Here is a 14,879-nt window from a genome sequence, read left to right as displayed (position 1 = left end):
TCCTCCCCCGCTTACAACGCATTCATCTCAGCAATATCCCGCGCCACCTGATCCGCAGAGTGGTCAAACATCGCCTGCTCCTGCGCATCCAGCGGCAACTCGATCACCCGCACAATCCCCTCTTCCGCCAGCACACACGGCACCCCCATGGCGATATCGGTTCGCCCGTATTCGCCCTCCAGCACCACCACCGCCGGCAAAATGCGGTTTCGCCCATTGGCGATGGCATCCACCATCTGCGCAATCGCCACACCCGGCGCATCGCAGGCACTGCCCATTTTCTTCAACCCCAAAATCTCACCGCCCCCCTTGCGCGTGCGTTCCACAATCCGCTCTATCTGTTCGCTGGACAGGAAGTGCGACAACGGCACCGACCCCACTTGGCAGTAGCGCATCAACGGCACCATGCTATCGCCATGCCCCCCCAGCACCAGCGCCGTGATATCCCGAGCAGAAAACCCCGTCTCCTCGGCAATGAAGCACTTCATGCGCGCGGTATCCAGCACCCCCGCCTGCCCGAACACCTTGTTGCGGCCCTGCCCGCTGAGCGACCAGGCGCGATAAGTCAGCACGTCGACAGGGTTCGACACCACCAGCACCGTCGCCGCTGGCGCATGGCGTTTGATATCCCGCATGACGCCATCGAGAATCGGCAGGTTGATACTCAGCACATCCTGCCGCGACTGCCCCGGCTTGCGCGGCACGCCTGCCGTGATCACCACCAGCTCAGACCCCTCCAGCATGTCGGCCTTGGCCCCGCCGTAAACCCGCGTATCGGACCCAGCCTCGACCGCCGCCTGCCACACATCCAGCGCCTTGCCCTGCGCCAACTCACCCTGCACATCGATCAACGCCAGCTCACGGCAAAACTCATCCCGGGCGATGATCTGAGCCGCCGCCTCGCCCACCATCCCGGCACCCACGATTGATAGCTTGTTCACCTGACACCTCCCAGCGGCGCGTGCCACTAGGAACACGCCTGCGTATAGAGAGAAGTATTGCCTGCTAATGCCCAAAGGCCACCCTGAGGTGGCCAGTGGTCGTTTTAGAGGGGGACAGTTGGCTTTCAGGCACTACGCCGGTTAATCGGCCAGGCTCTGCTCGCGCTGTGACATCACCTTCCCGCACTGCTCACTGGCCAGGCGGCTGATGATCTGGATCGCTTGATGGATGCCAGCCGTGTTGCGGAAGCTCAGGCGCGGGTTGTGTTCGCATTCCAGCATTTCGTCGTGCTGGACCAAGGCTTCACCGAGCAGTTCTAGGGTCCAGGCGTAGCTTTGAATGGTGGAGAGGCGTTCGTGGTCAGTCATGGGGGGCCTCCTGGGGTTTGGAGGTGGGGTGGGATTGGGTGTTGAGGGGGTAGAAACGGTGGGGGGTGGCAGCCGGCGAAGCGCGGCGGCGGAGAGCGGATGCGAGGATCCTTAACGGACTTAAAGTGAGCATGCATGAGGTCCTTTTCGGTTGAAGCACCACGCTGACCGTCGCCAAACGATTAGGGTGGCAGCTGTACGCGGGTTGGCGAACCGAGGAAAAGGAACCCGGCAGACCCGAAGGTCTCCCACGCACAGCCGCCATTACACGAAACTGCGGACGCAAAAAAAAGCGCCTGCAATCGTGATCGGGGCGCCGTTGCGCCTTTTCGTACGGGTCGCCAAACCCGGTCGCGGAATGGTCCGCGACTTGAGCAAGTTATCTGGGTGGGCTTTGTATTGCAAGGTTAGGGGGTGTGTGAATCTTCGCTGAGAAATGTAGGTTTCTCGGCGCTGGCCAAGGACTCTACTGGCGAGGCTGAACGATCAATTCTGGGCAGCGTGGCGCATCCAGTTTCCGATACGTCCCGGCGCTTTTCAGCGGAGCAAGCTACGAATCACCACAAACAGTATTACCGAGCCCACGATCCCAGAGGCGACCAGCCAGCCCGTTGAGGCCATCGCGTGGAAAAACCCAGGGAAGAGTGGCGTCTTCTCAAGCTTCACAAGCACAAGGCAGAGCCATGGCATGAGGATGACGTAAAGCAGTGGAACATAAACGATTGTCTGAAGGACCAGTGTCAGTCCGCCAGCCCAGTCGTTCCAGTCGTGTGGTTTGGCCATGGTGTTTTCCTTTTCTTGAATGGGATGAGTGAATCATCCGCTTCCTATTGCATCAACCCCAGTACTTACGTTTTAGGTACTGAGACAGAACGAGCCAAGCAGAAACAGCAAAGCCCGCGATAGGCGGGCTTTGGTGAGGGTGTTTCGCAACAGTCATGGACTGCTACCAAATGCTTTACTGATGCGGAGACAGACGGACGGTTGTTGGCCGTGAGGGCCCGGTTTCAACAGGGCTGGAATTTGGTGGATTTTTGATGTACCTCATAGAGTGTCTATAAACAAATCAGCTAGTTATGGCTTTCGGTGGAATCAAATCAGGGCTTGTGACGATCCGGTGAGAGCTGAGCTCACCCTCTTCAAATGCTAGGTGAGGAACGGCAGAAAATGGCCAGAAGCGGACATGGGTGTCTACAAAAGTCATGCATAACGCGCCCTATCTGGCATCACCGGGCGGCACAAGCCTAATAGCAAGACTCCCCTCCACCAATACCCCAGTGGCAACATTCAGCGACTGCGCTGCTCTCAAAACAGTTCAGGAATGATGCAGGTTGGACTGGCACTCGCTCAGAACTTGCGCGAATAGCCATGGGACCGAGCATTCGCCTCATTTGCGAATGCCAGGCCCAGGACAGATTTACTTGCTCATAGCCTGGTAGTGTTCAGCATATCCACACTCCTCAAAAATCAGCCTGAGGCCGTCTTTGAACACGTCATGATCAAATTCCTTTATGTCAAAAATATTCTGGCCCAAGGAATGAGACTCTCGGTTCATATACCTGTAGAACGTCGTAAACTTATCCGTCGACAAGGCTGGCTTCTGGAAAACGTTGTTAAAATCCTTCTTCTGAACAAAATTGAAGAAGTACTCGACAATATTCCGCATACAGTTCGCAATCAGCGCGGGTGGTGAGGCTTGATCCTTTACGATTGACCAGTACGATTGATAATCGTTCTGAATTTCCTCGTACTTCATCGGAATCACGGAGCTTCCATTCGCATTTTTGAAGACCCTAAAGAGATGTTGAGTTTTCGCACGATTCTCCTTATTGGTATGCGTTAACTCATAGAAGAAATACAAGCTGTGAGTCAATACGAAGACTTGCTTGTAGAGATTATCGTTAATAAAGTACTTTTTAATCAATTGACCGATATTGAACACATAGAGATGAGAAAGACTGGAAATTGGGTCGTCAATTACTACGACTTTGGCTTGAGGCACCGCTTCAGCTGTCTTCTGCCCTTTGCAAAGTTCCATAAAGTATAGAAAGCTAATGACCGTTTTCTCGCCCTCGCTCAGCGAGTGAAACGCATTCGCCTGATCAGTTGCCCTTGAAACTCGATAGAAATCATCCCCGTATGGCACGACAGAAAAGCCATCAATGCCAATCTCTACTAACCCAGCGTTGATGTTCTCAATCGACTCTTCAATATTGACCGTTTGCTTCCTAAGAGCGGCAAGATTACTATTAGTCACCGCCACATCTGAGTTTATCTTAATGCCATCTTGACGGATTTCTTTTGCCTTGACGCTAAGTTCAGAAGCTGCCTGCGAATAAGCAGAAATTGTTTGGTCATAATCCCATCGCATCATAGCCCAAAAACGCGAACTGATGTCATCCAGAGTCTTTTTCTTGTTCGCCAGTTTGACGTTATGGGCATCGATCAGTTCGTTCAGACCGCCGATCAATTCATTGATCGTGTTGACGGTAGACTGAGTATCTGTGAGAGCAACCTGCGTGCTTGGACTTTTGAGCTTATTGTCGATGAGAAGAACGTTTTCGCGGATTGACGCCTTCAGAGCTTCGCATGCGATGCTCCAAGCGTCCACAAGCTCTTTGCTGGCAAGCGGAGAGTTTGAAATATCCTGAAGGTTCAGGCTGGAGGTTAGCGATTCATATCGTGTCTTGTATGACTCCAGCTGATTAACATCCAGTTCATAGGCCTCATCGAACACTTGTCTGATCGAGTCTATGACTTTTTGAGTAATCGTCTCCTGCTGACAAAACGGGCAGGCTTGACGATCCTGATCATCTTCAATGTACCGAAGCCCTTGCTTTACCCAGTCCGAGTTTCCGGCCTTGGATATGAACTGAGCAACTGAACCCTCCTGACTACCAACGATGATCTTGGACCAGAGCGAATCCTCTTCAATTCCAAACCAGCCAGCCGAAAGTAGTGGGATTTTTGCGAACGGAGTTGCACCCTCACCCTCGATTGACGAGGCCTCGGCCTTCAAATCATCGGCCGTATAACCAGGTGCGGCCTCCGGTAACGGCAGACCAATAATATGCTGAAATAGAGGTTCCGTCTTTTTCAAACCATCCAAACAGAATTCCAGAACACGGTCACCACCTGCGAAATTCGTTTTAATTTCCCAGACTTTTTTGCTCGCCTTGGATTTTTCTTGTTCGAGTGCGGTGGAATTTTGAGTCGCAAGATCTGAGTTGGCCTGCTGAGCAGCCAGATGCTTCTCCAGCTCTTTGGTTTCAACTTCGATTTGCTGGAGTGCAACCTTGTTCTCTTTCGAGAGGGTGAAAATGCCTCTTAAATTATCCTCCTCGTAAAAGTAGTCATTCAGGAAGCTTTGGTTGTAGACCAAAATTTCACATGGCTGGCTAATTTTCAGGCTGCATTTAGCGAACCGAGGATCAGTTTGATTGTACAAATACTCAGAGATGGTGCTCTTTCCTGCACCGTTCAGCCCATAAATCAGGGACGTTTTGTTGGTAGGTGAGAGGGTAGATTTGGATTTGTAGCTAGTAACGCCATCAATGTTCAATTCCGTGATCACAACCTGACTCCTGAGTGTTAAGTGGCTTTGCGCCATCTCTGTCGGCGACCACGAGCATAGGCGAGCACAGAAACGCCTGCCACATCGACCTTAGGCGAGTGGTATCAAAGCACTTCGGGTTACGTCGCTGAGCAGCCCAAAGACCGATGGGAAGCTTTGGCCGGTGTCTGCGGGCAGGCCTTGGCCTTGAGCGTGACGAATCACCCAAACCCACCTCCACTGGCCACTTTCCGCACAACGGCTATGAGTATTCTGGCTGACATCCTGATCAAGCTCGTACACATCACCCCTCACCGACAAAAAAGTGGGCATATTTATTGTCCTGCGGCTCAGCGGGAGAAGAATCTGGTCACTTTGGGCGTCTACAAGCTCGGCTTGGGCAGCTTTCGAATACTGTAAATTAAGTTGCCATAACAAAAAAACCTGCCACAAGGCGGGTTTTACGGGGACTCCAGAGATTTTGGTAGCCTTCGCTGGACCCTGAACTGGTGCGGAGACAGACGGACGGTCGTTGGCCGCGAGGGCCCGGTTTTCGCGGAACTGGAATTTGGTGGAATTGTTGGCGTACCTCAAAGAATATCTATGAAAAAATCAGCTAGTTATGGCTTTCAGTGGAATCGAATCGGGAATTTTTGGGCTCCAGTGGGAACTGCGATTACCCACTTCAAATGCTAGGTGGGAACAGCTGAAAACGACCTATAGCCGACATTCAGCCTTGTTGACTGACTTTAGCGCCCAACAGAGTGGGCCGCAACTTTACTACGAGACACAAGCGATGACAGTGGAGGGGTTTAGCCAGCTCCACTTCTCCAGTGCACGCACTAGCCTGAGTGCCAGTTCACTCTATAGCAGAATTTAGAGTAATTCCACTTTACTCCTCGTTCACTACTTAAGTATGATCATTCTCAACTCCGCCTACACTTGTCAGGATCCGCTAACCCTGACCCAATATTAACTTGTCCATTTGACGAAATACCGACACCCAACATAGCTTTTAGCTTCTGCAAGCTATCCGCCGGAACTATAGGCTATTATACTTCTGACAACATAACCGACATAACTTCATCGATATTCTTTCGACGCAAGTTTATTCTTTCTGGACGTCCCAACTGAACATACTTTAGAGAATCTACTAAGCTCCCCCAAAACTCGCATTTACCTATCACTTCTGCACGTGAAAACTCTGACCTTTCACATATTTTATCAAGCACTTGCTCGTACCAATCTGGCTCCATCGAATTGATTACTTCGTTTGCAAAAATCTGAAGTTCCACCCCATCGGCCTTTGAAATAACTCTCGCTTCAGATATCAAATTGTCAATTAACTCACTGCAGAAGGTCATCCTTAACATCCCACTCATAAATCCGCGCCATGGCATATAGCTGACGTTATTCACTACAAGTGGAAGCAGCATAGACATCCTGAAAAGAAGCCTCGCGATGAATGAAGCCGAACTCAAAGCATTTACAGGCAGTAATGTTCCGAGTACTGTTGTGGCACCGAGCGCAAGCATAGCGTTTGCTGTTGCTCCATGGGCACCATCAATTGGGATGGTGTCGCACGCACTTAACAGTACAATTGGTGGCATTCGGAGTCGGCTCTGAAGAGCCCAGACATCAAGTTCCTTCCCACCAACTATAATAGAACCGACTTCAGACTGAGTATTTAGGGCGCCGTGCCCATCAAATATCATCAGCGCCCCCTTGAAATCATTCACGGCCTGCATAAAACCTTCAGCGGTATCCACATCAACAATCCTATACTTTGGATAATTTTCGTGAAGACCGGACCATCTTGCGAGCACATCCTCAAGAGTTGATTTGATTTTATCGTTACTTTTAAATGAACGAACAATGAGGATTTCGTTGAACTGAGCAACAGAAATTGTAATATATCTATTCTTCAACAATTGGAAAAGACTTGCATTACCTGGCGTTGCAGGAATTCGACTAACATCACACCGCAATGTTAATGGCAGCCCCCGCAAAGGCAACCACTCAAGTGGCAAATCACTTACTAAAGACACTCCTGAAAACTCGGGAATCTTTTTCTCTAGCAACGATGTGTAAGACGGGTGAACAAATGAGAGCATGCGACGCTGCAGTCTATGAGACATCTTGTTCAACTTGAAATTTGAGTGCGGCCCACTCCCCCTTGCACACGCAGCAATGTTAATAAGATCTCCTTTTATCTTATTAATCCTTGGTTCAAAACGTAGTGACGGGCATAAATTCGCTGCTCCCATTAAACCTATTGAGACATTGAATAACTCCAACTCTCGCCGATGGTGATAAACAAAATTTTGCGCCACAGGGTCCGATGCTATCAATGCAATGTTCTTTACATCCTTTCCAAACGACTCCCTGATATACTTCTCTGATAGCTTAACTGACTTAATGTAAGCAGCCAGTGACGCAACCGTTCTATTTGAACGGTCCTCACCAGAGAAGATATCTCTTTCGACATCTGCCTTATATACATACCAAAGAACAGGCTCAGAATACAAACAAATACAATTCTCCCTCGCAACCCCCTTAGTTAGATCAGACCTGATTCCCCACAAAGAAGAGCAACTGTTAACTACAGCAGGCACATAATTTTGGTATTTCGCAGGAACTAATTTCCCCACAACTCGAAATTGCAACTTAAGACTTCGAGCCACAACATCATTAGCAAGAGTAACCCCATGCAGATAACCTGGAAACTTTATATTTTTCCATTTTCTCTTATTGGGCGCCAGAACTTCACGAACTGCGTCGACGTATTCAGACGGCACTTTTCTTTTAGAATATAAATCCAGAGCTCTCTGCTTTATATACTTCTCAAAGCGACTAGACGAATAATCCCGCTCACTCCCAGATGCCGATTTAGCTATTGAAATATGAAGATAACCACCCCCAAATTTCGAACTTAAAAATTCTTTCACGGACTCATATACATTGTCATCGGACAATATAACCTTGATAACTGTGCCATCCTCATCCTCACCCCGCATAGACTCGATGTTAACTGGCAAGGCAACAAGGCTTGTTATACCAAGCAGTCTAGACCTGGCAATATCTTCACGACTAGCTTTTATTTCACGCACGTCAAACGGGAGGCTAACTAGAAACTCGAAAATCTCAAGCGACTTCACCACCTCAGCCCAGTAAGCAAGAAAAAATGATGTCTCGGTGTAGTTGCGATGATGAGGAACGAAATAGCAAATAGAGAACCTAACATCCCGAGAGTGTTCCTCAAAAAAAATCTGCTCATCCAGTTTCTTTTCTTTATCCATAATACGTTTCGACACTTTCACTCCTTACACCCTTAACATTCAATATACCTTATTAGACTATGACCAATAGGCACCCAGCATCATCACAACTTATAAGAGGAGCAGAGTCCAACCACCATCACGAATTCACCGCCACACAGAACTCCCTTATCGATAACTTTCACATCATCTTTCAAGCACTAACGCTGTGTTCTAGCCGAGATCAATAACTATTATTTCTTTCAATCACGGGTCGGACGATTCCAGGAGAGTCATTGGCTACAGGGGAGTTACCTCTTAAACCCAGGATACGCCTTGAGAATCCAATATTTTACTCATCGGTAGTTCACATAACTCTTCTAACATGTCATTCCAGCCATGCTGTCGATAGTGATACTTAAAGGCTTCTCGACTGGGACGTAAGGCGGGATTGATAGGCAAATTTTCCGTTTTTCCATGCAAGCTTGCCGTCATGTTTTCGTCTGAGAGAGAATATGGCCCATCAGCCATCTGAGGATCGCAGAAATGAACTCGATCATCGGGAGTGATAGTAATTACTCCGTTATCAAACAAGCGGTGGTGCAGTGAGCAGAGGAGGAGTCCATTCCTAGGATCGATCCGTTGGCTGCCAGTAGCAATCGACCAAGGGACAATATGAGCGGCATCAAGAGCTTGCCTGAAGCTGAGCCTGCACATCGCGCATTGCTCCCCGTAAGCCAGCATCAAAGCATTTTTGAAAACAGTTTGTGCAACTCCACGAACCTTGACTTTGGCATAGACCTCATCCCGGCTTTCTGGATTTTCAACCAAGGAACGTGCCAAAGACTCTGGCGTATCGAGCAAGCCAAATGCCTTATATGGGTTAGCAACCTTGCTCCAGTCATGGTTGAAAACGAGCTCGTGTGCCGTGTCGATATCGTCTAGCGGCCAGCCAATGAAACCAGGACCAGGAACACCTGTGACCGATCCAATCACGATGGCGGAGAGGGGTGGTAGGCCTGCTTGAAGACAATAGATTTGTATTGGATCAAGGGCCCAACGCATTGAAAGCGGGTTGGTCTGAACCATAGGCGATAGATCGCCGTAGGTCGGGGTTTGACGCTTCAGTGCAGCCTCTACAAGCAGAGGCCATATAATACCTGCCGCATGAAACCAATTTTTCCCTGGCATTTACCTTCTCCGATTGATCACGTATGACAGAGCTTAAACTGCCACATTCATTGCGCGGAATCAAAGTGACATCATCAAGTTACCATTCGTGTGAACGTTTAGAGTTGTGTCTTGCAGGTCAGTGAAGTGCACAGGCGATGCACGTAGCCGCTGCCTGCCATGACGCAGCGGCAGGGCCTAGCTCATGACTGATCTGCGCCCTAGCCTCAAGATCAAGGCGACGATCCAATCGATGACAAAGCCCTCCGTTCACAGGTGCATGATGCCGAGTAAGCTGCTGATAGCGCTCACATGCCTACGCCGCTCGTAGCTCATGGAAGCCTTTTAGGCTATGTGCTTGAAGGATGACCCGGACGGGGCGAATTATCCTCGCAGAAAGCTCAGGTAACTTTCGTGTGGCGCAATTAGGTTGCGGCTACCTCTAGGCGACACCTTCCGTGCAAACTCAAGTGCACCTCGAATATGGTGGTCACCTCAATCCAACGTGATGCCGAGGCACCGGAACGACCGCCTTTAGTGCCCTCCTGAATGCTAATCCTGCCTAGATCGTTAGCCTCACGGCTTAGCCGTTGCAGATCAGCCAAGATGGCCTCACGTAAGCGCATGCCGCTGGCTCGCGCCAAAATTACGATAGCGGCGGCCCGTAGCTGATGATGGCGGCAAAGCGCATCGACGATATGCTTAACCTGTTCGCGGTCCTGGCCCTGCGGCACTGAATGTCAAACCCCGGTAACGCCGCATACCCAACGCCTTGCTCGGGCTTGGCCATTTCACGAGCACCGCAAAGCGCTGCCATGGTCCTGTTGACGCTGGATAGCCGGTTTTATGCGGTGCTTATAGCAAGGTCATCGCATCGAACTAAGTCGCGTAGGTGCGCTGCGTAATCTGCCAACATCTCTCGATCAACCTGCCGCGCATCATTGATACCGGGACCCTATTCGGAGCGGCACCATTTCACGAATGCCAACCATCGATCACTGTGTGCCTTCATCGTGCCGTAGTGGCCGCGGCCAAACATGTCTTTCAGCTCTTACGGCCCCGCGTAGCTCAACTGTCTGCCGTAGCCGAAATTGCGGCCATCGCGTCTACCCACCAATGCCATATCAGTCACCTCATATGCCGTTCTCCGATCCTCGCCCCACGTCAGCCCGCCAACAATGCTGAGTGTTATCAGGGATCAAGGCCCCTGCGACTTGTGGGGATGTCCTCTAACGCGGGACTGGCGGCTCCTTACGACCAAGAGCAAGGGCATCTCATGATCTGGCCTCCTGAGCACCGTTACCGGTGGGCGGGTGGAGGCCGCATTGGCTGAGGAGACCAGTGCCGCGAGATCCTGAGCCAAGTGCAAGCAGCAATGCGATGACCGGGGCATGCCTGACTGTCAGTCAGGTGCAGTCCATTCCTTGGTCTGCGGCACCATCATCTACATGGCTGTTGCTGGTGACATCGGCGTTTGTCACGCCGATTTTTACGAGAGAAGTTGCCGCAAAGCCCTGTGCGTTCAGGGCTGCAGAAGTGGTTGGGACGCCCCTTTAAACACAGGAGAAAGAGACGAGCACACGTTGGCTCAAAATTCGTCCAAACGGACAGGTTGCCGCAGGACTGCGAAGCAGGAAGGGTCGTCTGGCGCGCGAGGGCCGGGTAATGCGCCGCAGTACTCATTGGATGGCACGGGCTTCGCCCGTTTCGCGGGCAAGCCCGCTCCCACAGGGTAAGCATCTCGCTTGCGATCGTTATTCTCTGCGCGAAAGCGCAGCCCAAAGGGCTGGGTGGTCACCCACAGGGATCACGCCTGTTTTAGAAGTTTGTGGAAGACGGTTCCTGCCATAGGGGTCGCGCAAGCGCCGGAAATTCGTGCAAGGCGGCTGCTCTAGCAGGTACGGTGCAATTTGTTCGCACATGTAATTGACTGACTTGGCAGGCCAGGATCGACGCTGCTCCGAGATACCTTGAAAGACGGTCCTAGCGAGATTGGATTGGATAGCAGGGCGCATGATTACGGCAGGTCAAAAAATGCAGGGGCCGCGTTCCGGCCCTTTGCGACCGGCGCGTCGCTCCGCCAAGGCCACCACTACCCTCGATGTAGAAGCCTCTTGCAGCGCACTTTCATTTCGGCTTTCAGCGTCATTTACGATGGAAGGCAACATCAAGCTGAATCCAACACGACCCTGCAATTTTTCATGGCTTGTCGAGGGGTTCAGGAATGAAGCCCTGCTCTCTCAGCGCCTTGATGACCCCGCGCACAAGGTAATTATTGGAGAAGCCAAGCGTGTACTGCCTCGAACCTGGGTTGACCGGCAAAAGCATGCCTTGCTCTACCAAATTTTTAATCTGATACGTCCGTTGGTTGGGGGTAAGCGCAGGAAGCGCCTGAGCGATATCGCTCGACTTCATTACCTTCATCTTTATCACGCAGATGAGGATCTGTTCCTCGGTCTCGGTAATCCACTCCCGGCTGCGTGCAAAGCTCACCGCTGGCTGCAGAATGCACTTCGTGAGGTAGCTATAGTCGGTGAGCTTGTCGACTTTCTCCAGCTCGTCGCGAATGCCTTGCAGCACATAAGTACACCATGCCTCCAACCCTGCAGTGGTGCCGGTATCAGCTACGCCAAGCATGGTGTAGTACTTGTCTCGGTCATTGCAGAACACAGCCGTGGGGTTGAGCACCCTGCCACCTGTATTCACGTTGAAGCCGTACTTCATCAGCAGTGCATAAGTAAGCAGCCTTACCACCCGCCCATTGCCATTGCCGAATGGGTGAATCCAACCGAAACGGTGGTGCGCCAGGGCAACCTTCATCAGCGCGTATTTAGGCGAGTCGTCACGGTTGATGAAGCTCACCAGCTCCTGCATGTACTGCGGCACCAGCACACCTTCCGGTGGAAGATGCTCCGCCTGAGCGATCTTGACCGCGCCTTCCCGGTAGGCGCCAGGCGTTTTGTCGCCTTCGCGACGCAACCCCTGCACGGTCAGGGCATGCAGCTCTCGAATCGTATGCTCTGTCAGGTCTTCTCCGGGCTTCATCACCGCTTCGATGTAGTCCATTGCCTTCTCGATGTTGGCAATTTCGAGCAGTTGGTCGGTGCTCTCGGCTTTGCCTTCGACCTTGCTGTCGATGTAGTCGGCCAGCGTGGTGTGGTTGCCTTCGATTCGAGCAGACCCCAAGCTCTCCAGCGTGTGGAACAGCGCCTTGAGCTGAAAGAACACCTGGGGTGGCGTGTCACCCTCCAACCTCAGCCGGCGAAGAAACTCGAGCTCGGCCAGGACGTCAACCAGGGGCGAGTCGAAGGATGGGTTCAGCAGCTGCAGGTCGTAGTGTGAGAATTGGGGCATCTGAAAATTATCTCTAAACGGAGAAATCATTATCTAGAAAAATTTTGGCTTTCCCCCCGTAAACGTTAGCCAAAACCGAATCAACAGATAACCACTATCTAGAAAACCGCGCAACCTTAAGTGGAAAACCTCGTTCCTTTAAGTCAAAAGCACGCAGATGAGCGGGGTAAAAAACAGGCACAAAAAAACCCGCACAAGGCGGGCTTCTCTGTGGTGCCTGCAAGCGAGAAATCGCCCGCTGGCCAATCTATATGGTGCCGGAGACAGGAATCGAACCTGCGACCTTCGCGTTACGAGTGCGCTGCTCTACCGACTGAGCTACACCGGCGTGTAGCGCAACGTACCACTGCCGCAGCCGTTACGCAAACCCCTGTTTCCCTTCGTTTATTGCCCTACCCTCACGCCCCTTTGCAACCCTTCGGCGCCAGGTCTTCCTCGATGTTGGTGGTGCAGGTCCATCCGGTCGCGGAGCGGGTCAGGGTGATGGCCTTGCCAACCACGGTGGCCGGGGCATCGACCAGGGTGCATTCGATGATCCCGGTGCCATCAGCAGCCTTGCCTTCAGCTTTGATCGCGCAATGCGCCGTCGCTGGCTGGCCGCCTAGCGACCCTACATCCAGCACGTCCTTGCCTTCGTTCAAGCGCAGGTCCATGGGGGGCTTGAGTGACGTGATCTCCAACAGCCCGACCGCCGCCTTGGCGCGGGACTGGTAGTTGGTGTACATCGGGATGGCGATGGTCGCCAGAATGCCGATGATCGCGACGACGATCATCAGTTCGATCAGGGTGATACCGCGTTGCCCTTTCATGAACGTTTTCCTTGTTTATACGCATACACATTTGGGGTCACTCTCGACCCCAGGCTGGCAGCGGCGCAGTAGGCCTGAACAGACACCTTTTGTCACCCCTGCCCGCCTGGGCGTCACCTTCGCTGAACTACTCTAGTGAGCATCAGGGAAGCACGCCCTCTCATGGACACGGCAAGCTGTTTCCAAGCTTGTCGCTCGGGCAAAAAAGGACCTTTGCATGAACCATTCGATACGCCTCTACGCCTGGCAGGGCACCGACGCCAATGGCCTGGCCGTCAGCGGGCAAACACCTGGGCGCAGCCCGGCTTATGTGCGCGCGGGGTTGCTGCGCCAGGGCATTCTGGTGGCCAGTTTGCGGCCGGCTGGTGGGCTGGCGTGGCGGTGGCCGAAGCGGCCGGAAAAAGGCGACCCGGCGGGCTTCAGCCGGCAGCTGGCGACCTTGCTGAAAGCCGGGGTGCCGCTGCTGCAGGCGTTCGAGGTGATGGGGCGAAGTGGGTGTGATGCGGCGCAGGCGGCGTTGCTGGTGCGATTGAAACAGGATGTGGCGTCGGGGCTGGGGCTGGCGGATGCGCTGCAGCGCCACCCGGGGTGGTTCGATACGTTGTACTGCAACCTGGTGCGGGTGGGTGAGCAATCCGGCACGCTGGACCGGCAGCTCGAGCAACTGGCGGGCATGCTGGAACAGCGCCTGGCCCTGCACAAGAAGGTGCGCAAGGCGATGATTTACCCGCTGTTGCTGCTGCTGACGGGGTTGGGGGTGTCGGCGGTTTTGTTGCTGGAAGTGATCCCGCAGTTTCAGAGCCTGTTCGCGGGGTTTGATACTGCGCTGCCGGCTTTTACGCAGTGGGTGATCGACTTGTCCACAGGGCTGGGGCGTTATGCGCCGCTGTTGCTGGTCGGTATGGCGATGCTGGGTTTGGCTGGGCGCCAGCTTTACCGGCAGCATGCGCCAGCGCGCTTGTGGATATCTCAGCGTGTGCTGGGCCTGCCGGTGTTCGGCGCGCTGCTGAGGCAGGCGGCGATGGCGCGTTTTGCGCGTAGCTTGGCAACGTCGTACGCCGCTGGGGTGCCGCTGCTGGAAGCCATGGGGACGGTGGCCAAGGTGAGTGGTGGTGAGTTGCATGAACACGCGATTTTGCGCTTACGCCAGAGCATGGCCAATGGGCAGGGGCTGAACCAGGCGATGGCCACCGAGCCGCTGTTCCCGCCCCTGCTGGTGCAGTTGGTGGCCATTGGTGAATCCAGTGGCACGCTGGACACGATGCTGGAAAAAGCTGCCAGCCACTACGAGGAACAGGTCAGCCAGGCGCTGGAGCAGTTGACCAGCCTGCTGGAGCCCGCCATCGTGCTGGTCCTGGGCCTGCTGGTTGGCGGCCTGGTGGTGGCGATGTACTTGCCGATCTTCCAGCTGGGTAGCTTGATCTGA

Annotated in this window: 9 protein-coding genes, 1 tRNA gene and 1 pseudogene; 1 reads left to right on the top strand and 10 read right to left on the bottom strand. The window is 52.8% G+C overall.

Going from position 1 to position 14,879, the window contains the following annotated elements; genetic code table 11:
- Positions 1 to 11: 11 nt before the first annotated feature.
- The 10 genes and pseudogenes from AC5PZ0_RS17505 to AC5PZ0_RS17460 all read right to left on the bottom strand — a co-directional run bounded on the left by AC5PZ0_RS17505 (position 12) and on the right by AC5PZ0_RS17460 (position 13,453).
- Positions 12 to 941 carry a malate dehydrogenase gene (locus AC5PZ0_RS17505; RefSeq protein WP_275748907.1) on the bottom strand — a complete coding sequence of 310 codons (930 nt, stop codon included), beginning with the start codon at positions 939 to 941 and terminating at the stop codon, positions 12 to 14.
- A 141-nt stretch (positions 942 to 1,082) separates the two neighbouring features.
- Positions 1,083 to 1,310 carry a hypothetical protein gene (locus AC5PZ0_RS17500; protein WP_186683142.1) on the bottom strand — a complete coding sequence of 76 codons (228 nt, stop codon included), beginning with the start codon at positions 1,308 to 1,310 and terminating at the stop codon, positions 1,083 to 1,085.
- Positions 1,311 to 1,847: 537 nt separating this feature from the next.
- Positions 1,848 to 2,093 (bottom strand): hypothetical protein, encoded by a 246-nt coding sequence (locus tag AC5PZ0_RS17495; protein ID WP_085274297.1) that lies wholly within the window; start codon positions 2,091 to 2,093, stop codon positions 1,848 to 1,850.
- Between the two features lie 634 nt (positions 2,094 to 2,727).
- The gene (locus AC5PZ0_RS17490) at positions 2,728 to 4,884 is read right to left on the bottom strand and encodes an AAA family ATPase (protein WP_493855398.1); all 2,157 of its coding nucleotides are present in this window, start codon (positions 4,882 to 4,884) and stop codon (positions 2,728 to 2,730) included.
- Between the two features lie 1,031 nt (positions 4,885 to 5,915).
- Positions 5,916 to 8,177 (bottom strand): hypothetical protein, encoded by a 2,262-nt coding sequence (locus AC5PZ0_RS17485; protein ID WP_493855397.1) that lies wholly within the window; start codon positions 8,175 to 8,177, stop codon positions 5,916 to 5,918.
- A 261-nt stretch (positions 8,178 to 8,438) separates the two neighbouring features.
- Positions 8,439 to 9,311, bottom strand: a complete 873-nt coding sequence (locus AC5PZ0_RS17480; RefSeq protein WP_493855396.1) for an HNH endonuclease — start codon at positions 9,309 to 9,311, stop codon at positions 8,439 to 8,441.
- Between the two features lie 118 nt (positions 9,312 to 9,429).
- Positions 9,430 to 10,413 (bottom strand): annotated as a pseudogene (locus tag AC5PZ0_RS17475) (integrase domain-containing protein).
- A 1,076-nt stretch (positions 10,414 to 11,489) separates the two neighbouring features.
- A complete protein-coding gene (locus AC5PZ0_RS17470; RefSeq protein ID WP_493855447.1) occupies positions 11,490 to 12,644 on the bottom strand; it encodes a Fic family protein in 1,155 nt (384 codons plus the stop codon).
- Between the two features lie 252 nt (positions 12,645 to 12,896).
- A tRNA-Thr gene (locus AC5PZ0_RS17465) sits at positions 12,897 to 12,972 on the bottom strand.
- Between the two features lie 70 nt (positions 12,973 to 13,042).
- Entirely contained in the window at positions 13,043 to 13,453 is a 411-nt protein-coding gene (locus AC5PZ0_RS17460) for a pilin (RefSeq protein WP_099428280.1), read from the bottom strand.
- Between the two features lie 217 nt (positions 13,454 to 13,670).
- Here AC5PZ0_RS17460 and AC5PZ0_RS17455 point away from each other — a divergent pair, with 217 nt between their 5' ends.
- Complete coding sequence (locus tag AC5PZ0_RS17455) at positions 13,671 to 14,879, top strand: type II secretion system F family protein (protein WP_493855395.1); 1,209 nt, start codon at positions 13,671 to 13,673, stop codon at positions 14,877 to 14,879.

The sequence above is a fragment of the Pseudomonas sp. 5.2 genome (genome assembly GCF_059025405.1).
This window is presented reverse-complemented; position numbering and strand designations above follow the sequence as displayed.

Coding starts and splice junctions, on each gene's coding strand:
- AC5PZ0_RS17500 (WP_186683142.1), bottom strand. CDS start 1,310: ATGACTGACCACGAACGCCTCTCCACCATTCAAAGCTACGCCTGGACC.
- AC5PZ0_RS17495 (WP_085274297.1), bottom strand. CDS start 2,093: ATGGCCAAACCACACGACTGGAACGACTGGGCTGGCGGACTGACACTG.
- AC5PZ0_RS17480 (WP_493855396.1), bottom strand. CDS start 9,311: ATGCCAGGGAAAAATTGGTTTCATGCGGCAGGTATTATATGGCCTCTG.
- AC5PZ0_RS17470 (WP_493855447.1), bottom strand. CDS start 12,644: ATGCCCCAATTCTCACACTACGACCTGCAGCTGCTGAACCCATCCTTC.
- AC5PZ0_RS17460 (WP_099428280.1), bottom strand. CDS start 13,453: ATGAAAGGGCAACGCGGTATCACCCTGATCGAACTGATGATCGTCGTC.
- AC5PZ0_RS17455 (WP_493855395.1), top strand. CDS start 13,671: ATGAACCATTCGATACGCCTCTACGCCTGGCAGGGCACCGACGCCAAT.